The following is a 20,149-nucleotide window of genomic DNA, read 5'->3' as shown; positions in this document are numbered from 1 at the left end:
GCACATGCCGACCGCCAACAAGTTCTCCGTCTCCCGGTACGCGCCGCAGAAGGGCCCGTTCGCCCGGCTGACGGCCCGTGACTCCGTACTGCGCCGGCTCGACTGGCTGATACTGCTCTCGGCCCTCGGACTGTCGCTGATCGGCTCCCTGCTGGTGTGGTCCGCCACCCGCAACCGGGACACCCTCAACCAGGGCGACCCGGAGTACTTCCTGTGGCGCCACCTCCTCAACACCGGCATCGGTTTCGTCCTGATGATCGGCACCGTCCTGCTCGGCCACCGCAACCTGCGCGGCGCGGTGCCGGTCCTCTACGGGCTCTCGCTGATCCTCGTCGCGGCCGTCCTGACCCCGCTCGGCGCCACCATCAACGGCGCCCACGCCTGGATCGTCATCGGCGGCGGCTTCTCGCTCCAGCCCTCCGAGTTCGTCAAGGTCACCATCATCCTGGTGATGGCGATGCTGCTGGCCGCCCGGGTGGACGCGGGAGACCTCGTCCATCCCGAGCACCGGACCGTCGTCAAGGCGCTGTGCCTGGCCGCCGCCCCCATGGGCATCGTGATGCTGATGCCCGACCTCGGCTCGGTCATGGTGATGGTCGTGATCGTGCTGGGCGTGCTCCTGGCCTCCGGCGCCTCCAACCGCTGGGTGCTCGGGCTGATCGGCTCCGGGACCGTCGGCGCCATCCTGATCTGGCAGCTCGGCGTCCTGGACCAGTACCAGATCAACCGCTTCGCCGCCTTCGCCAACCCCGAACTCGACCCCTCGGGCGCCGGCTACAACACCAACCAGGCGCGCATCGCCATCGGCGGCGGCGGCCTCATGGGCTCGGGCCTGTTCAAGGGCCCGCAGACCACCGGCCAGTTCGTGCCCGAGCAGCAGACCGACTTCGTCTTCACCGTGGCCGGCGAGGAGCTCGGCTTCGTCGGCGGCATCATCATCCTGGGCCTGCTCGGCGTGGTGCTGTGGCGGGCCTGCGTGATCGCCCGGGAGACCACCGAGCTGTACGGCACGATCATCGCCGCCGGGATCATCACCTGGTTCGCCTTCCAGGCCTTCGAGAACATCGGCATGAACCTCGGCATCATGCCGGTGGCCGGCCTGCCGCTGCCGTTCGTCTCCTACGGAGGATCGTCGATGTTCGCCGTCTGGGTGGCGGTGGGGCTGCTCCAGTCGATCAGGGTGCAACGGCCGTTGTCGGCCTGATCGGCGGCCGATCCGTAGCGGTTCCCTCCGTTCACCCTCCCGCCCTGATCCGTTCAGGGATAGGTTCGGGTACATGGCGGACACGAAGCGCGAGATCGAGCGGAAATTCGAGTTCAGAGGCGCCAAGGCCGGTAAGCGGGGCGTACCGGACCTCACGGGGACGGCCGGCATCGCGGCCGTCCTCGACCGGGGCACCGCCGACCTCGACGCCGTCTACTACGACACCCCCGACCAGCGGCTCGCCGCCGACGGGCTCACCCTGCGGCGCCGCACCGGCGGCCAGGACGCCGGCTGGCACCTGAAACTGCCCGTCGCACCCGGCGTACGCGACGAGGTCCACGCGGCCCTCAGCGACACCGTGCCCCGCGCCCTGGAGGCCCTGGTCCGCTCCCGGACGCGCGAGCAGGACCTGCGGCCCCAGGTGCGGCTGCTGTCCTCGCGCCGACTGAGCCACCTCGTGGACGCCGACGGCGCGCTGCTCGCGGAACTGAGCACCGACGAGGTCACCGCCCAGCGCGAGGACACCTCCGTCTCGTGGACCGAGGTCGAGGTCGAACTCGCCGACGGCGTCGACGAGGACCTGCTCGACGCCGTCGAGAAGAAGTTCAAGAAGGCCGGACTGAAGGTCTCCGACGCCCCCTCCAAACTCGCCCGCGCCCTCGCCGAGACCGGCGCCGCGCCGGCCCCCCGCCCCGCCCCCGACGTCCCCGCCGGCTCCGCGGCCGACCACGTCCTGGCGTACCTGCGCGAACAGCGCGACGCCCTCGTCGCCCAGGACCCCGCCGTCCGGCGGAACCTGCCCGACTCCGTGCACCAGATGCGCGTCGCCACCCGGCGCCTGCGCAGCGCCTTCAAGACCTACCGCAAGGTCCTGGACCGCGAGGTCACCGACCCCGTCGGCGAGGAGCTGCGCTGGGTCGCCGCCGAGCTCGGCGTCGACCGCGACCAGGAGGTCCTGCTCGAACGCCTCCAGAGCCACCTCGGCGAGCTCCCGCGCACGCACGTCATCGGCCCCGCCCGCAGCCGCCTGCGCACCTGGAACACCACCCGCCGCTCCGGCTCGCGCCGCCGCGCCCTCGCCGTCCTGGACAGCGAGCGCTACGTCGCCCTGCTCGACCGCCTCGACGCCCTGCTCGCCGACCCGCCCCTGCTCCCGGCCGCCACCGACCCCGCCACCACCGCGCTGCCCAAGGCCGTCCTGCGCGACTACGGCCGGCTCGCCGGCCGGATCGACCACGCCCGCGCCCTGGACCCCGGCCACGACCGCGACCTCGCCCTGCACGACGCCCGCAAGGCCGCCAAACGCGCCCGCTACGCGGCCGAGGCCGCCGTACCGGCCCTCGGCAAGCCCGCCAGGAAACTGGCCAAGGCCATGAAATCCGTCCAGACCCTGCTCGGCGACCACCAGGACAGCGTCGTCGCCCGCGAGGCCCTGCTCGGCCTCGCCCGCCAGGCACACGGCGCCGGGGAGCCCTCCTTCACCTGGGGCCTGCTGCTGGGCCGCGAGGAAGCCCTAGCCGACCAGCGCGAACGCGAGCTCCCCCAGCTGTGGGCGGAGGCCTCCGACCCCGGGCTCAGGAGCGCCCTCAGCCCGTGAGAGCGATGAGGGGCGGCCTCCGAGCGGGTTACGCTAGAGAGTCCGCCCCTGCCCGCTTCACGAAAGTCGCGTGATGTCCGAGTCGGTCTTCCCACAGCTCGAAGCTCTGCTCCCGCATGTGCAGAAGCCCATCCAGTACGTCGGCGGTGAGCTCAACTCCACCGTCAAGCCCTGGGAGAGCGCGGAGGTCCGCTGGGCGCTCATGTACCCGGACGCGTACGAGGTCGGGCTGCCCAACCAGGGCGTCATGATCCTGTACGAGGTACTGAACGAGCGCGAAGGCGTCCTCGCCGAGCGCACCTACAGCGTGTGGCCCGACCTGGAGGCCCTGATGCGCGAGCACCAGGTCCCCCAGTTCACGGTGGACTCGCACCGCCCGGTCGGCGCCTTCGACGTGTTCGGCCTGTCCTTCTCCACGGAGCTGGGCTACACGAACATGCTCACCGCCCTGGACCTGGCGGGCATCCCGCTGGAGTCCAAGGACCGCACCGTCGACCACCCGATCGTCCTGGCCGGCGGCCACGCCGCGTTCAACCCGGAGCCGATCGCGGACTTCATCGACGCGGCGATCATCGGCGACGGCGAGCAGGCCGTCCTCGACATGACCGAGATCATCCGCGGCTGGAAGGCCGAGGGCCGGCCCGGCGGCCGCGACGAGGTCCTGCTGCGCCTGGCCAAGACCGGCGCGGTCTACATCCCGCGCTTCTACGACGTCGAGTACCTGGCGGACGGCCGCATCGGCCGCGTCGTGCCCAACCGCTCCGGCGTCCCGTGGCGGGTCAGCAAGCACACCGTCATGGACCTCGACGAGTGGCCCTACCCCAAGCAGCCCCTCGTGCCGCTCGCCGAGACCGTCCACGAGCGGATGTCGGTGGAGATCTTCCGCGGCTGCACCCGCGGCTGCCGTTTCTGCCAGGCCGGCATGATCACGCGCCCCGTGCGGGAGCGAAGCATCACCGGCATCGGCGACATGGTCGAGAAGGGCCTGAAGGCCACCGGCTTCGAAGAGGTGGGCCTGCTCTCCCTGTCCTCCGCGGACCACACGGAGATCGCGGACATCGCCAAGGGCCTGGCGGACCGCTACGAGGAGGACAAGGTGGGCCTGTCCCTCCCCTCCACCCGCGTGGACGCCTTCAACGTCGACCTGGCCAACGAGCTGACCCGCAACGGCCGCCGCTCCGGTCTGACCTTCGCCCCCGAGGGCGGCTCCGAGCGCATGCGCAAGGTCATCAACAAGATGGTCTCGGAGGAGGACCTGATCCGTACGGTCGCCACGGCCTACGGGAACGGCTGGCGCCAGGTGAAGCTGTACTTCATGTGCGGCCTGCCCACCGAGACCGACGAGGACGTGCTCCAGATCGGCGACATGGCGGTCAACGTCATCGCCAAGGGGCGCGAGGTCTCCGGCCAGAACGACATCCGCTGCACCGTCTCCATCGGCGGTTTCGTCCCCAAGCCGCACACCCCCTTCCAGTGGGCCCCGCAGCTGTCGGCCGAGGAGACGGACGCGCGCCTGGAGAAGCTGCGCGACAAGATCCGCGGTGACAAGAAGTACGGCCGCTCCATCGGCTTCCGCTACCACGACGGCAAGCCCGGCATCGTCGAGGGCCTCCTCTCGCGCGGCGACCGCCGCATCGGCGACGTCATCCGCGCCGTCTACGAGGACGGCGGCCGCTTCGACGGCTGGCGCGAGCACTTCAGCTACGACCGCTGGATGCGCGCCGCCGAGAAGACGCTCCCCGAGTACGGCGTGGACGTGGCCTGGTACACCACCCGCGAGCGCACGTACGAAGAGGTCCTGCCCTGGGACCACCTGGACTCCGGCCTCGACAAGGACTGGCTCTGGGAGGACTGGCAGGACGCCCTCGACGAGACCGAGGTCGAGGACTGCCGCTGGACCCCGTGCTTCGACTGCGGCGTCTGCCCGCAGATGGACACGGCCATACAAATCGGCCCCACGGGCAAGAAGCTGCTCCCGCTCACGGTCAAGAAGTAGCCGTGACCAGCGGCGATGCCATCCAGCGGATGGCTGAGGCGCTTGCCGAAGTACCCGAGGCGGACCGCGTCGAAGCCCTCCGTGGCCTCGGAGCGAAGGAGCGCGAGCAGGCTTCCCGCCCTGAGCGGCGCACGCCGCTCCCCACCCCTCGGCGGGACTCGGGCATCGTCTCGGCGGTCGAGTGGGTGTAGACGACGAGAGGCGTTCGGACGATCCGGTCCGGGCGCCTCTCGGCGTTCCTGGGGTCCTGTTTATGCGACAACGCGCATAGTCGCGTTTCCGCATAGACGGCACATCCACCCCGCTCGTACGGTCGTGGCGACCGGCCCGCAGAGGGCTCGCAAGAGGGGGTTCAGCATGGCGCGCGAAGAACTCACACGGCTCACCGGTAACACCAACGGCGGCAACTGCGGGCAGGGGGACTGCCCGAATGTCTACCGCACCGCCTCCGGCTCGTTCGTCGTCCAGGGCGACGTGTCCGCCGCCTTCACCCCGCCCGCCGGAGAAGGGCTCGTGGAGATCCCCGAGGAAGTCCTGAGGGAGGCCGTCCGTGCTCTTGGATGGTGAAGCCTGGGCGGACAAGTTCGAGACGTTCCAGACCGAAGCCTGGCGGCTGGAGACCCTGCCGCAGTACCTCGTGCCACAGGAAGCGGAAGAGTTCGCCGCCTTCAAGGCGGGGGCCCGCTTCCCCGGACCGTACGAGGACGCGTGGACGGTCATGGTCCGCACCCGCAGCGTGGGCCGCGTCCACATCGTCACCCGGCCCCTCACGGACTATCTGCGGTTCGAGTTCGAGCGGTACTACCAGCACCAGGCCCCGGCGGGCGAGGACATCCGCATCCTCGACATCACCGACCGGCCGAACCCGCTCCCCGACGTCCAGGACTTCTGGATGTTCGACCGCTCGACGGTCGTGCTCATGAAGTACGAGGCCGACGGTACGCAGATCGAGCGGGAGCTGTTCGAGGGTGCCCCCGCCCCGTTCCTCGAATACCAGCGCATCGCCATTGCGGAATCGGTCCCGTTCCTGGAGTACGTGAGCGAGTGACGTTCGAGCCCGAGCAGCTCGGCCAGTCCTCTCAGGAACTCGCCGCGACACTGCGCAAGCTGCGGAAGCAGGCCGGTCTCTCCGGGGACCGGCTTGCCGCGCGCTGCAACATGTCGCAGTCCAAGGTGAGCCGGATCGAGAGCGGGAAGGTGCGGCCGTCCCTGGTGGACCTAGAACGCATCCTCAGGGCTTTGGACGCTCCGCCGGCCTTGGTCGCGGAGGTGTCCGCGCTGGCCCGCATCGCCGCTACGGAGTGGCAGGACGCCCGGTCGTTGCGACGGAAGGGCCTGGACAAGAAACAGCTTGAGCTGGCTGGGCTCGAAGCGTCTTCGACGGAGTTCCGGTTCTTCCTGCTCTCGATGCTCACGGCCTTGCTCTCCACCCCGGAGTACGTCAGGGCCAGCCTCGCTCACATCCCCGGAGACCACAGCAAGGCCGTGGCGAGGAAGCTGGAGCGACAGGAGATCCTGTACGACCGCCGGAAGAAGTTCACCTTCATCGTCACCGAGCAGGCGGCACGCTCCCCGTTCGTCTCCCCGGATGCCATGGCCGTACAGCTCGACCGGCTGGCCTCGCTGACCCACCTGCCGAACGTGCGTCTTGGTGTGCTCCCGATCGAAACGCGCCTGCCGGGGTGTCCGCTGAACACGTTCACCGTGTACGACGAGCGGTTGGCCACGGTGGAGACGACGGCCGGGGTGATGGTGTTCCGCGACCCGCGAGACGTCCGGATGTACCTTGATGAATTCGCCGGTTACGACGAACACGCCCTCTTCGGCGAAGACGCGCGGGAACGGCTGGCCGAGTGGTCGACGGCGTTCCGTTCCTGATCTTTAGTCCAGTACGCGACTGAACCTCGAATCGCCCCCGGTCAGCGGGCAAGGATGCCGTGCCATCGGAGAACGCACGGGAGGCGTACGAGATGAGCAGCGAGCAGACCACCATGACCGGACCGGTACACCTGTCCCTTCCGTCTCCACCTCCGGACCCCGTGTCGGGTTGTCGTGAGTGCCTCGGCTTCGCGGTGAGCAGAGCGAACGCCACCTCGGTGGGCGACTACTCGAAGGCTTCGGACGTGAACGTGTCCCTCCGGGCTCATCTCCGGAACGAACATCGGGGGCGCTGATGGCGCACGCGGTCCTGCGGTTCGTGATGCACCGGATTACGCAGCATCCGGACACGGACGTGACCTATGAGGCGGAGTGCCTGCACTGCAAGTGGAAGGCGGATCCGTCGCCGGACAGAGCGGCGGTCGACGTCGAGTGCATGAGCCACACCGGCCTGAGCAACCATCGCGGCTTCCGGCGGATCTGCACGTCGTTCGCCATGGTGGTGCGGGCCGAGTAGGACAGACCCCCGGCGCTGAGAGGCGGCGAGCAACACAGACCAGAGGTGCGCTGGAAGGGGCGCAGTGTGAGCGACACGCGCCCCTGTGTTGGCCCCTGTCGGCTCACCCGTGGTCGACAGGGGCCAGCATCGCTGAAGGCAGACAGCGTTGTTCGCCCACGTACGACAACGGACCCCGGCGTAGAGCCGAAGGCCTGTCCGAGCTGCTGTGCGCCAGCCTCAGGCGTTCTCTCCCAGTCGCCGGTAGAGCGTTGGCTCGCGAGACGCCGAGGGCCTTAGCGATGGCGCTGACGCTCTCTCCCTTTGCCCTCCTGGCGCGGGCCACGGTGAGTACATCCTCGTCCACCACAGACGGCCGGCCGCCGGTACGGCCCTGCGCCTTGGCCGCTTCCAGTCCCGCCCGCGTGCGGTCCTTGATGAGCGACCGCTCGAACTCCGCCATGGCCGCGATGATCTGGAAGAACAGGCGGCCGTCGGCCGACGTGGTGTCGACGGAGGAGAGCGCACCGTCGAGCACGCGGAAACCTATGCCGTGCTCGCGCAGGCCGTCGACGATGGACACAAGGTCGATGAGCGACCGACCGAGCCGGTCAAGCTTCCACACGCACAGGACGTCGCCCGGTCGGGCGTAGTCCAGTGCGGCCGTCAGTTCCGGCCGGTTGGTGTTCTTGCCGCTGGCCTTGTCCTCGAAGATGCGGGCGCGCCCTGCGCCTGTCAGCGCGTCGCGCTGAAGCTGCGCTTCCTGGTCGTCGGTGGAGACGCGGGCGTATCCGATGACCTGGCAGGTGGCGTATCTCCTCCACCCCTCATCATGAGTCGCACCACGTCAGGCCGTGGACTGACCGTTGATGCCGTACTCCTCGGAGGGCATCGAATCCCATTCGGTATTCGCGCCGTCGCGCGTCACCATGAACAACGGACGCGATCGGAGGACCGGCCCGACTGGTTGCCCGCGCATGACGACCCCGGGATCATCCGGTCCTGCAAAGCCCTCGGGCGTGTAGCGAAAGTGCACGTCCATTGCCTCGGCATACGCGATGGCGTCGCTCTCCAGCTCCGACAGGTCTCTCCCGACCAGCGGAATTCCGTCGTGTACGACCTGGGGACCGTACACGGCGTCGGCAGCGATGCAGAACAGCCCCACAGCTTGGCTCACATAGGTTGTGACTGCAGGTGGAGAAGGAGCCACCCCGCGACGGTGGACCTCGACCTTCCAAGTCGGCGAGAAGATCGCGTGGTCCCGTGCACAATCGCTGACCTTCGTCCGGCCGAGTATCTCAGCCGCCTCGACCACTTCGTCGACGGTCATACCGAACCGGAGCGGTCCGATGCCGACAGCCGGCGCATACGACCACTCGTCCCGTTCTGCGACTCCGAAATCGGCTTCGGTGTTGAACGCCATAGTCGCCCCTTTGGAGACACCTGAGACTTGCCGCCGCTCATCATGTCAATCGCCGACCAGCAGACTGCCGGGTGCCGCCGGGCGCGGCCAGACTGGTGAACTCAGCGGTCGCCTCCGGCGACGGCTTCCGGCGCCCACGCGACGGCTGGCTGACGGGCGATTCCACAGGTGCGTCGCTCCGTCGCTGGCCAGCCCGACGAGGGTGAGGAATCTCAGCGAGCAGGTCTGTCCCATCCCCGAGCGAGGGGTGGGGATTTTTCAACGAGCCCCATCAGCAACGGCAAGGGGGTGGGGTATGACCCCCTGAAGGGCCCTTGCTCGACCGCCATGTCTTAGCAGCCAAGATTCCGCCACGGTTTCAGGGTCCGTCCGCCCTGCCCGCAGACTGCCACGGCGGGGAGCGTATGACCTGGTCACAGCCTTGCCCTGCCCTTACTGGCAGCGGCGGAAGGCTGCAAGGAATGAGGTCTTACGGCTAGGGCAGTGGGGCGCGGCAGCGCCCCCTTGGTCTTGCCGGCTTCCTCCTGTCGGCCCCTTCCGGGGCCGCACTGCCGCAGACCGCTTGCGACTGTGGCGGCCGGTAGGCCGCCCTCTGCCGCTCCCGCTTGCCGTTGAGCCTGGCTGCCTCCTTCGGTCGGCCCCGACAGGAGCCGCACTGTACTAGGCAAAATAGATAAGAGAGGACACGAACGTTTCCACAGGTCAGGTGCTATGTCGCTACACGCCAGACGTGCTCTGAGTACACGCCCGGCATGTAGTCAGCGGTCCTGATGGAGGCGGCAGGAGACTGGCGCACCCTTGCCCTTCTGGAACAGGTGGGGAGGAAGGACGAGACAGGCGGCCCCGGAACGGGGCGACACAAGGTCCAGCTCCTTTGCGGGGGCCACCGCGTTGCGGGTGCTCTGGTCGGACAGCGACTTTCCCTCCTTGCCCAGCAGTGCGGCCAGCCGGCCGGGCCCGAATCCTGCGTGTCCTTGCCGGTCGGCCCATCCGATGGCGGCGAAGTGGACGCGGTAGGCGAGCGGGTGCCCGGGGTGCTGCGCCATGCGCCGGTACTCGTGCTGGGAGACGCCGCCCCACGGGCGGTTATGGCCGAAGCTAATAGTCACCGGCTACCCACTTCCTGCGGGGAGAGGCCGCAGTCGTGCGCTTCGTTGTCGACAAGGGGCGACGCACAGACCTCGCAGGTCCAGACGACTTCGATCGTGATGCTCAAGGGCTGGCGACTCCTGGCGCTGGCGGAGGGCAGCACGGAGCCGCGCCTCAGCGTTGGGTGGAAGTCGCGCAGCACCGTCCTGCGCTTCGGGATGTCCTCGACGTCCCTGCGAGCCCCTCGGGATCGCGGCCCCTCACGGAGTGGCCAGCTCTACCGCCGCTGAACGGCGGGAGCTACGGTGTCCGCTCCCAGAAGGAGCGGGAGAGTCTTCTTATCCGGAGCCCGGGCGGGCCGTCAAGCTGGGACATCTCCGGGCCTGGCTGGCCGAGCCGCCCGGAGACGTCTGTCCCCCACTCCCTCCTCAGAGCCTTGCGGCGAAGTCGTCGCCCTTGATGACCAGGCGCTCGCGGACGTCGCGCGGGATCTTCAGTCGCAGGTGTACGGACGGGGCGCGTACCCCCTTCACCTTCGTACGGGTCACCTCGCACGTGACGCCCACCCGGCGCAGGTCCTCGGCCATGGCCTCCATGCCGCCCGCCTCCCATGTCTCCCAGAAGGTCTTGCCGTTGTGCACGAGGACCCAACGGTCTTGCGTGGTCTCGGGATCGATGGCGTTCAGCTCTTCCGTGAGCTTGTCGAGCGTCTTCTCTGCTCGCTCGCGAGTGAACCGCGTCTTCGAGAAACGGCCGTCTGGTTCGAGCTCCGCCATGTAATAGGAGATGGCGTCTTCGAGCCGTTTCACTTCGGCGCGTGCCTCGGCTCCCTTCGCGTACTCCCGGACCTGGACGGGGAAGTCACCGAGGATGCGCAGCACGTCGCCCACGAGGACGTCGTACACGTCCTGCGGGTTGGGTGCGCCGAGGCCGCCGCCCTTGCACTTGCCGCAGCGTAGGTAGGTGTAGCTCCGGCCGTTGCTCATGTTCTTCTGCACGGTCATGTTGGTCGAGCAGTCGACACAGATCAGGACTCCCAGGAACTGTGTCGCTCCGCCCGTCTGTCGGGTGGGCTGGTTCTTGCCCCGGCGGTCGAGTGCCGCTTGCAGGGTCTCGAACTCCTCCTCGGTGAAGATCCGAGGGCCGACCCGTATCGGCTTGCCGTCGTTGCCGAGGACGAGCCTGCTCCGTCGCTTCCCGCCCTGCTTGTCCTCCTCGACTCGATAGCCCATGAGTGCGGGGTTTCGAAGACGTCGGAGAAGAGTCGACGTGGTGAGTCCTGCCGACATGAGTCCGGAGCGGACGAGGCAGAGGGCCATGCGTCGGGCGGACACACCCCGGAGCGCCATGCGCCGGGCCCAGTGCAGTGCCTTGTGCGCGTTCGGCTCGATGGCGAGTGCCGGCTTGCCGTCCACCTTCGTCGTGACGTACCCGTACGTCGGCTTCCCGACGAGCCATGAGTCCTGAGTGCGCGCGTAGTCCCACAGCGACGTGACGCGGGTCGACGTGTTGGCTGCCTCGATCTCGGCGATACCGCCGATGAGCGTGACCATGATCCGGCCCACGGTCGTGCTGAGGTCGATCGCGTCGTTCTTCGATACGAGGTTTTTCCCGTACCGCTCGCACCACTCGATCATCGTGGACAGGTCCGTCATACGACGGATGAAGCGGTCGAGCTTCCAGAAGAGCAGCGCATCGAACTCCGGAGCCCGGTTGTTGAGCCACTCTCCGAGCTCCTTCCGCTTCCACGGCGGAACCTTCGTCGCCGACACGTTGAGGTCGGAGGCGACGCCGACGACGCGATACCCCTTCTCTCTGGCCAGGAGACGGAGGTCGAGCTCCTGTCGGACCGGGGAGGTGGTGTCTTCCGTAAGTACGGACAGGCGGACGGAGAGGAGTGCGCGCGGAGCGTCCTCGGGGAGCAGGGACTCCGCCCGTTCCAGGTCCTCCAGGAGGGCCAGGTCCGAGGCGGTCCACTCGCTCTCGATGTCGTACGTCTTCATGGGCGCGGAGCGTACACGGTGGATGTGGAGCTGTCTTTCTATGGCCGCAGATGGACACGCACATCCAGATCGGTCCGACGGGCAAGAAGCTGCTGCCGCTGTCGGTCGTGAAGTAGCCGCCGGCCGCGCCCCCGCCGCATCCACGGGCCCCCCACCTGCAACGGTGGGGGGCCCGTGCGCGTCTCTACCCGCATGGAAGAAGGCTTGTTGGTCCGGGTCGTGCGAGTGCCCGTGAAGATCGTGGCGGTCCTCGTCGTCCTGCCCGTGCGGCTGCTGTGGGACCTGCTGGTCACCGCCGCGCGGGCGGTGCACCGGCACGTGCTGGGGCCGTTGTACGCGTACGTCCTCGCGCCGGTGGGGCGGGCGGTGCACCGGTACGTGCTGCGGCCGCTGTACACGTACGTCATCGTTCCGGTGGCGCGGGCGCTGGCGTGGGTCGCGGTCACCCTGCTGAAGCTGGTGCTCGTGTGGCCCTGGGTGGGGCTGTGGCGGTTCGTGCTCCTGCCGGCCGGCCGCGCCGTCGGGTGGCTGGGCGGGGCGGCGTACGCCTACCTGCTCGCGCCGGTCGGCCGCTTCCTCCACCGGTACCTGCTGCACCCGCTCGCCGTCGCCGCCGGCCGGTGCGGCGGGCTGGTCCTCCGGTACCTCCTCGCACCGGTCGGCCGGGCCGTGGTGTGGCTGGCCGGGGCGGCGTACACGTATGTGCTCGTGCCCGTCGGAACCGCCCTGGTGTGGGTGGTCCGGATGCTCGTCATGAGCCTGTTCGTGTGGCCCTGGGTGGGTCTGTGGCGTTACGTGGTGACACCCGTCGCCCGCGCCGTGCACCGCTACCTGCTGCGGCCGCTGTACCGGTACGTGCTCACGCCCGTCGGGCAGCTCCTGGTCTGGGCCTGGCACGTCGCCGGGCGGATCCTGCGGGCGCTGTGGCGGGCCCTGCGACTGGTCGGCTGGGTGCTGATCGGGTGGCCCGCGACCCGGCTGTACCGGCACGTGCTCACCCCGGTCGGACACGCCGTGCGCGCGGTGTGGCGGACGGTGCGCACCACGGTCCGCGAGGTGCGCGCGGAGGTGCGCCGGGCGCTCTTCGGAGCGCCCGTCCGGGAACCGGCGAGGTCACGGGCGCGTACTCTGGGTCGTACGACAGCCGTCGGCGCGGCCCCGGAGCCGCCCCAGCTGCGAAAGACGTCATAGGGCGGAGCCTGAGCGCTCGCGCCCCGCACAAGGAGAAGAACCACTGGGCAAGCGACAGCCCGAAGGCCCGCCGCCGGCACCGGCGGTGCAGCGCATCCGACTGCGCTACACCAAGCGCGGCCGCCTCCGGTTCACCAGCCACCGAGACTTCCAGCGTGCCTTCGAGCGGGCCCTGCGCCGCGCCGAGGTGCCGATGGCCTACTCCGCGGGCTTCACCCCGCACCCGAAGGTCAGCTACGCGAACGCCGCCCCGACCGGTACCGGCAGCGAGGCCGAGTACCTGGAGATCGCCCTCACGGCTTCCCGCGACCCGGAGAAGCTGCGGCAGCTGCTCGACGAGTCGCTGCCGGACGGCCTCGACATCGTCGACGCCGTCGAGGTCCGCACCTCCGGTCTCGCCGACCGGCTGACCGCCTCGATCTGGGAGCTGCGCCTGGAAGGCGTGGAGCTCGCCGAGGCCGGGCGCGCGGCGGAGACCTTCCTGGCCGCGGAGACCGTGGAGGTGCAGCGCAAGACCAAGAACGGCATCCGTACGTTCGACACCCGCGAGGCCGTGGTCAGCCTCGAAGCACTTCCGGCCCCGGTTGATAGGCCGGCGGACAAAGCCTGTGCGATACTGCGCCTGGTTGTTCGGCACGTGACACCTGCCGTGCGACCCGACGACGTCCTGTCCGGTCTCCGAGCTGTGGCCGACCTGGCGCCGCCGGTCCCCGCTGCGGTGACCAGGCTGGCGCAGGGGCTCTTCGACGAGGAGTCCGGCACGGTGACCGACCCGCTCGCGCCCGACCGCGACGCTGACACGGCCGCTCCACAAACGGCCGCCGTGACGGCCGACGCGAAGGCGCCGGGCGGTCCCGCGTAGGGACGACAGTCGTCGACGCGCCGCCCTGGCACTCGGGAGCCACCTGGGTCGGGCAGCGCACTGACCTGAAGACTTCCGTCAGGCCGTACGACAGCTCGTACGGAACCGGCGGCCTTGGACTACAGCTCCCGTGAGGTGCACGCGCCCCGGAGGCCGGCTCCGCGCTCATGACGCGGAGCCGTGCCGGACCGGATGTCAGCCGCGGCGCCCGGGAGCGTGACGGGAGAACCACCCGCATGCCCACGAACGACAACGTAGACACCACCCCCAGCGACAACCTGCCGCCGCGGCGGCGCCGCCGCGCGGCGTCCCGTCCGGCGGGCCCGCCCGGCGCGACTGCTCCGGTGACCGAGGCCGTCGAGGCTCCGGTCGCCGAGGCTCCGGCCGTGGTCGAGGAGGCGGCTCCGGCTGCCGCTCCGGCCCGTACGCGCCGTCGTGCCACCCGTGCCGCGGCCGCTCCGGTCGCCGAGGCCGCTCCGGCCGCCGAGGTCGTCGAGGCCGCTCCGGTCGCCGAGGTCGTCGAGGCCGCTCCGGCCGCCGCGCCCGCCCGTACCCGCCGCCGTGCCACCCGTGCCACGGCCGCTCCGGTCGCCGAGGCCGCCCCGGCCGCCGAGGTCGTCGAGGCGCCGGTTGCCGAGGCTCCGGCCGTCGTCGAGGAGGCCGCTCCGGCTGCCGCTCCGGCCCGTACGCGCCGCCGTGCCACCCGCGCCGTCGCCGCGCCCGCCGCCGAGGTCGAGGCCGGGACCGCCGAGGCCGAGGTCGTCGAAGAGCCGAAGGAAGAGCCGAAGGAGGCCTCCCGGGCCGCCGCGAAGGCCGTGACGGTCGCCGACGCCGTGGACGCGCCGAAGGGCCGCGCCCGCCGCCGGGCCACCCGTTCCACCGCGTCCGCCGCCCCGCAGACGCCGGCCCCGGTCGCCGAGGAGACCCCGGCGCCCGCCCGTGCCCGCCGCGCCGCGCGTCCCGCCGTCGCCGTGTTCCAGGCCCCGGTCTTCACCGAGCCCATGTTCCAGACCCCGGAGACCGCCGCCGCGCGCCTGCGCGCCGCCCAGGTCGAGGAGGCCGAGGAGGAGGAGACCGAGGTCGAGGAGACCGTGGTCGAGGCCCCGCAGCCGGCCGCCCGCCGCCGTCGCCGCCGTGGCGGTGCCGTCCCCGTCGAGGCGGTCGAGCCGGTCGCCGACGAGCCCGAGGTCGAGACCGCCGAGGTCGAGGCCGAGGTCGAGGCCGAGGCCGCCGAGCTGGAGGACGAGGACACCGACGAGGCGGGCGAGCGTCCCTCGCGCCGCCGTCGCCGTGGTGGCCGCCGTCGCCGCCGGGGCGAGGCCGCCGAGCTGGAGGAGGGCGCCGAGGACGAGGCGGAGGAGGCCGAGCAGGCCGCCGCCGAAGCCGAGGAGGACGAGGAGGAGTCCGACGAGGGCGCCGCCCTCGGTTCCAGCTCCAGCCGCCGTCGCCGTCGCCGCCGCCGGCGTTCCGGTGACACCGCCGACACCGAGGCCGCCGCCGGTGACGAGGACGGCGTCCGTACGGTCGTCAAGGTGCGCGAGCCGCGCCCGGCCCGGGAGAAGGCCGAGCCGTCCGACGAGGTGCAGTCCATCAAGGGCTCCACCCGCCTGGAGGCCAAGAAGCAGCGCCGCCGCGAAGGCCGCGAGCAGGGCCGCCGCCGCGTCCCGATCATCACCGAGGCCGAGTTCCTGGCCCGCCGCGAGGCCGTCGAGCGCGTCATGGTCGTCCGCCAGAACGGCGAGCGCACCCAGATCGGCGTCCTCGAGGACAACGTGCTCGTCGAGCACTACGTCAACAAGGAGCAGGCCACCTCGTACGTCGGCAACGTCTACCTGGGCAAGGTCCAGAACGTGCTGCCGTCGATGGAGGCCGCCTTCATCGACATCGGCAAGGGCCGCAACGCCGTCCTGTACGCCGGTGAGGTCAACTTCGAGGCGCTCGGCATGGCCAACGGGCCGCGCCGCATCGAGTCCGCCCTGAAGTCCGGCCAGTCGGTCCTGGTGCAGGTCACCAAGGACCCGATCGGTCACAAGGGTGCTCGCCTGACCAGCCAGGTCTCGCTGCCCGGCCGCTACCTGGTCTACGTGCCCGAGGGCTCGATGACCGGCATCAGCCGCAAGCTGCCCGACACCGAGCGCGCGCGTCTGAAGACCATCCTCAAGAAGATCGTCCCCGAGGACGCGGGCGTCATCGTGCGCACCGCCGCCGAGGGTGCGAGCGAGGACGAGCTGCGCCGCGACGTCGAGCGTCTGCAGGCCCAGTGGGAGGACATCCAGAAGAAGTCCAAGCAGATCTCGACCTCGTCGCCGAGCCTGCTCTACGGCGAGCCGGACATGACCGTCCGGGTCGTCCGCGACATCTTCAACGAGGACTTCTCCAAGGTCATCGTCAGCGGTGACGAGGCGTGGGAGACCATCCACGGCTACGTCTCGCACGTCGCGCCGGACCTCGCGGACCGGCTGTCGCGCTGGACCTCCGAGGTCGACGTCTTCGCGACGTACCGGATCGACGAGCAGCTCGCCAAGGCGCTCGACCGCAAGGTGTGGCTGCCCTCCGGCGGCTCCCTCGTGATCGACAAGACCGAGGCGATGGTCGTCATCGACGTCAACACCGGCAAGTTCACCGGTCAGGGCGGCAACCTCGAGGAGACCGTCACCCGGAACAACCTGGAGGCGGCCGAGGAGATCGTGCGCCAGCTGCGGCTGCGCGACCTCGGCGGCATCGTCGTCATCGACTTCATCGACATGGTCCTGGAGTCCAACCGCGACCTCGTGCTGCGGCGCATGCTGGAGTGCCTGGGCCGCGACCGTACGAAGCACCAGGTGGCCGAGGTCACCTCGCTGGGCCTGGTCCAGATGACCCGCAAGCGGGTGGGCCAGGGTCTGCTGGAGTCCTTCTCCGAGAACTGCGTCCACTGCAACGGCCGCGGTGTGATCGTGCACATGGAGCAGCCGGCGGCCGCCGGTGGCGGGGGCAACGGCAAGCGCGCCAAGAAGCGCGGCGGCCGTGGCCACGAGCACGACCACGAGACCGAGGCCGTCGAGACGGTGGCCGTGGAGACGGCCGCCGAGGTCGAGGCGGAGATCGCCGAGCCGGTCGCGCTGCCGGAGCCGTCGTTCGTCCCGGACGAGGAGCTGTACAGCAGCGCCGCCGAGGCCGAGGCCGCGGCGGGGCTGAGCCCGCGCCGCAGCCGCCGCCGCGCCACGCGCAAGGCGACCGCTCCGGCGGGTGCCCCGCGTGCCGCCGCCCAGGTGCCGGCGCAGGCTCCGGCGGCGGCCCCGGCCGCCGAGGTGGTCGAGGTCGAGGCCGTCGAGGCCGAGCCGGTCACCGAGCCCGCGGACACCGTGCTGGCCCCGGCTCCCGAGGCCGTGGAGACGGTCGAGGAGGCCGCGCCCACGGGCCGTACCCGTCGCCGGGCCACCCGTAAGGCCACGGCTCCGGCGGGCTCGCCCAAGCAGGCCGACGAGGCCCCGGTGGAGATCGTGACCGAGGCCCCGGCCCCGGTCGCGACCGAGCCCGAGCCCGAGGTCGAGGTCACGGCCGAGGCACCGGCCGCCGAGCCCGAGCCGGTCGCGGACGCCGCCCCGGCGCGCCCGCGCCGCCGGGCGACCCGCAAGGCCACCGCGCCCGCCGGTTCCCCGGCCGGCGCCGAGGCCGCCGTCGTGGTCGTCGAGTCCCCGGAGCCGGCCACGGCGTCCGAGGCCCCGGCGGAGCCTGTCGCCGAGGCGGAGGCCGCCGAGGAGGCAGCTCCGGCCAAGAAGGCGGTCCGTAAGACGGCCGCCAAGAAGGCCCCGGCGAAGAAGGCCGCCGCCAAGAAGACGACGACCGCGAAGAAGGCCGTCGCCAAGAAGACGACGGCGAAGAAGACCACGGCCAAGAAGGCGACGAAGAAGACCGCGGCGGCGGAGCAGAGCGCTCCGTCCGTCTCGGCCCCTGCCGACGCCTCCTGACCCAGGTCGCCCCGTACGGCCCTGTCCGGCACCGCCTCGGTGCCGGACAGGGCCGTCGTGTGTGACGGGACAGCCAGATGGGACGGCCGGACAGGACTGCCCTGGCCGGCGGAGGGGGCCGGTTTGACCCTGTCAAGGGCACCCCGTAACCTAGACCGTCGGCGTGTCTACGTGCACGCCAGCTCCTGAGCACCTCACCTCCCGGGCTTCACGGCGCGGGGGAGGCCGCCTGCGTTCCGGCGGGGTCGGCTGGCTTCAGGGGTTCCCGATTTTCGAGCGAGAGAGAGATCCGCGTGTACGCCATCGTGCGCAGCGGTGGTCGCCAGCACAAGGTTGCTGTCGGCGACATCGTTGAGGTTGACAAGATTTCCACTGCCAAGGTTGGCGACACGGTCGAGCTCTCGACCCTGCTCGTTGTCGACGGCGACGCTGTGACCAGCGACCCGTGGGTCCTGGCGGGCATCAAGGTCCAGGCCGAGGTCGTGGACCACCACAAGGGCGCCAAGATCGACATCCTGCGCTACAAGAACAAGACCGGCTACCGCCGTCGCCAGGGTCACCGCCAGCAGTACACGGCGATCAAGGTCACCGGCATTCCGACGGCTGCGAAGTAAGAGGGACTGAGCAATGGCACACAAGAAGGGCGCATCGTCCACCCGGAACGGTCGCGACTCCAATGCCCAGCGGCTCGGCGTGAAGCGCTTCGGCGGTCAGGTCGTTTCCGCTGGTGAGATCCTCGTCCGCCAGCGCGGCACCCACTTCCACCCGGGCGCCGGCGTCGGCCGTGGTGGCGACGACACCCTGTTCGCCCTGCTTCCCGGTGCGGTGCAGTTCGGCACCCACCGTGGCCGCAAGGTCGTGAACATCGTTCCGGCCGCCTGAACAAGGCGTTCGTAACTTTCTGAGGGCGGATCTCTGTCTTCCCGGCGCATGCCGGGAAGCGGGTCCGCCCTCGGCGCGTTACACAGGCTGTAGCGCACAGAACTTTTCCGTACATCTCTGGAGGAACAACCATGACCACCTTCGTGGACCGCGTCGAGCTGCACGTCGCCGCGGGTAACGGAGGCCACGGCTGCGCCTCCGTGCACCGGGAGAAGTTCAAGCCGCTCGGCGGCCCCGACGGCGGCAACGGCGGCCGTGGCGGCGATGTGATCCTGGTCGTCGACCAGTCGATCACCACCCTGCTGGAGTACCACCACAGCCCGCACCGCAAGGCCACCAACGGCAAGCCCGGCGAGGGCGGCAACCGCTCCGGCAAGGACGGCCAGGACCTGGTCCTCACCGTCCCCGACGGCACCGTCGTCCTCGACAAGCAGGGCAACGTGCTCGCCGACCTCGTCGGCGAGGGCACGACGTACGTCGCCGCGCAGGGCGGCCGCGGAGGCCTGGGCAACGCCGCGCTGGCCTCGGCCCGCCGCAAGGCCCCCGGCTTCGCCCTCCTGGGTGAGCCCGGCGACATGGGCGACATCGTCCTGGAGCTCAAGACCGTCGCCGACGTGGCGCTGGTCGGCTACCCGAGCGCCGGCAAGTCCTCGCTGATCTCGGTGCTCTCCGCCGCCAAGCCGAAGATCGCCGACTACCCCTTCACCACCCTGGTCCCCAACCTCGGCGTGGTCACGGCCGGTTCGACCGTCTACACCATCGCCGACGTCCCCGGCCTGATCCCCGGTGCCAGCCAGGGGCGTGGCCTGGGCCTGGAGTTCCTGCGCCACGTCGAGCGCTGCTCGGTCCTCGTGCACGTCCTGGACACCGCCACCCTGGAGTCCGACCGCGACCCCGTCTCCGACCTCGACGTCATCGAGGAGGAGCTGCGGCAGTACGGCGGCGGCCTGGAGAAGCGCCCGCGCCTGGTCGTCCTGAACAAGGTCGACATCCCCGACGGCAAGGACCTCGCCGAGATGATCCGGCCGGAGCTCGAGGAGCGCGGCTACAAGGTCTTCGAGGTCTCCGCGGTCGCCCGTACGGGCCTGAAGGAGCTGTCCTTCGCGCTCGCCGAGATCGTCGCGAAGGCCCGCGCCCGCAAGCCGAAGGAGGAGGCGACCCGCATCGTCATCCGCCCCAAGGCCGTGGACGACACCGGTTTCACCGTCACCTACGACGAGGCCGAGGACCTGTACCGCGTGCGCGGCGAGAAGCCGGAGCGCTGGGTGCGCCAGACGGACTTCAACAACGACGAGGCCGTGGGCTACCTCGCCGACCGCCTCAACCGCCTCGGTGTCGAGGACGCGCTGATGAAGGCCGGTGCCCGCGCGGGCGACGGCGTGGCCATCGGTCCCGACGAGAACGCGGTCGTCTTCGACTGGGAGCCGACCATGATGGCCGGTGCCGAGATGCTGGGCCGCCGTGGTGAGGACCACCGCCTGGACGCCCCGCGCCCGGCCACCCAGCGCCGCAAGGAGAAGGAAGCCCAGCGCGGCGACGCCGCCCAGCGCGAGTACGACGAGTTCCGCCCGTTCTGAC

At 70.4% G+C, this 20,149-nt stretch carries 18 protein-coding genes; 14 read left to right on the top strand and 4 right to left on the bottom strand.

All coding sequences use genetic code 11. The annotated features are described in order from the left end of the window. The first annotated feature begins 4 nt into the window (after positions 1–4). The 8 genes from rodA (at position 5) to ACZ6KO_RS11500 (ending at position 7,192) form a co-directional block, all read left to right on the top strand. Positions 5–1,204, top strand: coding sequence for a rod shape-determining protein RodA (rodA, locus tag ACZ6KO_RS11535; RefSeq protein ID WP_469303120.1), 1,200 nt, complete (start codon positions 5–7; stop codon positions 1,202–1,204). A 73-nt stretch (positions 1,205–1,277) separates the two neighbouring features. Beyond that, complete coding sequence (locus tag ACZ6KO_RS11530) at positions 1,278–2,801, top strand: CYTH and CHAD domain-containing protein (protein WP_469303119.1); 1,524 nt, start codon at positions 1,278–1,280, stop codon at positions 2,799–2,801. A gap of 70 nt (positions 2,802–2,871) precedes the next feature. Beyond that, positions 2,872–4,797 (top strand): TIGR03960 family B12-binding radical SAM protein, encoded by a 1,926-nt coding sequence (locus ACZ6KO_RS11525; RefSeq protein WP_469303116.1) that lies wholly within the window; start codon positions 2,872–2,874, stop codon positions 4,795–4,797. Positions 4,798–4,826: 29 nt separating this feature from the next. Further along, a complete protein-coding gene (locus tag ACZ6KO_RS11520; protein WP_469303113.1) occupies positions 4,827–4,988 on the top strand; it encodes a hypothetical protein in 162 nt (53 codons plus the stop codon). Between the two features lie 166 nt (positions 4,989–5,154). Next, the gene (locus ACZ6KO_RS11515) at positions 5,155–5,364 is read left to right on the top strand and encodes a hypothetical protein (RefSeq protein ID WP_469303110.1); all 210 of its coding nucleotides are present in this window, start codon (positions 5,155–5,157) and stop codon (positions 5,362–5,364) included. After that, complete coding sequence (locus ACZ6KO_RS11510; RefSeq protein ID WP_469303108.1) at positions 5,348–5,845, top strand: DUF6879 family protein; 498 nt, start codon at positions 5,348–5,350, stop codon at positions 5,843–5,845. The genes ACZ6KO_RS11515 and ACZ6KO_RS11510 overlap by 17 nt, the downstream gene beginning before the upstream one ends. Further along, positions 5,842–6,675: a helix-turn-helix domain-containing protein gene (locus tag ACZ6KO_RS11505; RefSeq protein ID WP_469303106.1), complete on the top strand. Its 834-nt coding sequence runs from the start codon at positions 5,842–5,844 to the stop codon at positions 6,673–6,675. Before ACZ6KO_RS11510 ends, ACZ6KO_RS11505 begins: the two co-directional genes overlap by 4 nt. Before the next feature lie 295 nt (positions 6,676–6,970). Beyond that, positions 6,971–7,192, top strand: a complete 222-nt coding sequence (locus ACZ6KO_RS11500) for a DUF7848 domain-containing protein (protein WP_469303104.1) — start codon at positions 6,971–6,973, stop codon at positions 7,190–7,192. A 103-nt stretch (positions 7,193–7,295) separates the two neighbouring features. On the opposite strand, the gene ACZ6KO_RS11495 is transcribed toward ACZ6KO_RS11500, so the two are convergent. From ACZ6KO_RS11495 to ACZ6KO_RS11480, 4 genes are all read right to left on the bottom strand, one after another. Further along, positions 7,296–7,910: a recombinase family protein gene (locus ACZ6KO_RS11495; protein ID WP_469303878.1), complete on the bottom strand. Its 615-nt coding sequence runs from the start codon at positions 7,908–7,910 to the stop codon at positions 7,296–7,298. Between the two features lie 108 nt (positions 7,911–8,018). Next, a complete protein-coding gene (locus ACZ6KO_RS11490; RefSeq protein ID WP_469303101.1) occupies positions 8,019–8,594 on the bottom strand; it encodes a hypothetical protein in 576 nt (191 codons plus the stop codon). A 758-nt stretch (positions 8,595–9,352) separates the two neighbouring features. Continuing rightward, the gene (locus tag ACZ6KO_RS11485; protein ID WP_469303098.1) at positions 9,353–9,640 is read right to left on the bottom strand and encodes a hypothetical protein; all 288 of its coding nucleotides are present in this window, start codon (positions 9,638–9,640) and stop codon (positions 9,353–9,355) included. A gap of 471 nt (positions 9,641–10,111) precedes the next feature. Further along, positions 10,112–11,686 carry a recombinase family protein gene (locus tag ACZ6KO_RS11480; protein ID WP_469303094.1) on the bottom strand — a complete coding sequence of 525 codons (1,575 nt, stop codon included), beginning with the start codon at positions 11,684–11,686 and terminating at the stop codon, positions 10,112–10,114. Positions 11,687–11,905: 219 nt separating this feature from the next. Between ACZ6KO_RS11480 and ACZ6KO_RS11475 the strand changes: the two genes are divergently transcribed. From ACZ6KO_RS11475 to obgE, 6 genes are all read left to right on the top strand, one after another. Beyond that, complete coding sequence (locus ACZ6KO_RS11475; RefSeq protein ID WP_469303092.1) at positions 11,906–12,877, top strand: hypothetical protein; 972 nt, start codon at positions 11,906–11,908, stop codon at positions 12,875–12,877. Positions 12,878–12,962: 85 nt separating this feature from the next. After that, on the top strand, positions 12,963–13,739 hold the full coding sequence (locus tag ACZ6KO_RS11470; RefSeq protein WP_469303089.1) for a TIGR03936 family radical SAM-associated protein: 777 nt from the start codon (positions 12,963–12,965) through the stop codon (positions 13,737–13,739). A gap of 236 nt (positions 13,740–13,975) precedes the next feature. Further along, positions 13,976–17,689: an Rne/Rng family ribonuclease gene (locus ACZ6KO_RS11465; protein ID WP_469303087.1), complete on the top strand. Its 3,714-nt coding sequence runs from the start codon at positions 13,976–13,978 to the stop codon at positions 17,687–17,689. Positions 17,690–17,982: 293 nt separating this feature from the next. After that, positions 17,983–18,303, top strand: a complete 321-nt coding sequence (gene rplU, locus ACZ6KO_RS11460) for a 50S ribosomal protein L21 (protein ID WP_045947825.1) — start codon at positions 17,983–17,985, stop codon at positions 18,301–18,303. Between the two features lie 13 nt (positions 18,304–18,316). Continuing rightward, positions 18,317–18,571 carry a 50S ribosomal protein L27 gene (gene rpmA, locus ACZ6KO_RS11455; protein WP_007264038.1) on the top strand — a complete coding sequence of 85 codons (255 nt, stop codon included), beginning with the start codon at positions 18,317–18,319 and terminating at the stop codon, positions 18,569–18,571. A gap of 131 nt (positions 18,572–18,702) precedes the next feature. Then, entirely contained in the window at positions 18,703–20,148 is a 1,446-nt protein-coding gene (obgE, locus tag ACZ6KO_RS11450) for a GTPase ObgE (RefSeq protein WP_469303085.1), read from the top strand. The last annotated feature ends 1 nt before the right edge of the window (position 20,149 follow it).

This window comes from Streptomyces sp. NPDC042102, from assembly GCF_055582305.1.
Note: the sequence above shows the minus strand (reverse complement) of the source record. Positions and strands in the feature narration are given on the sequence as shown.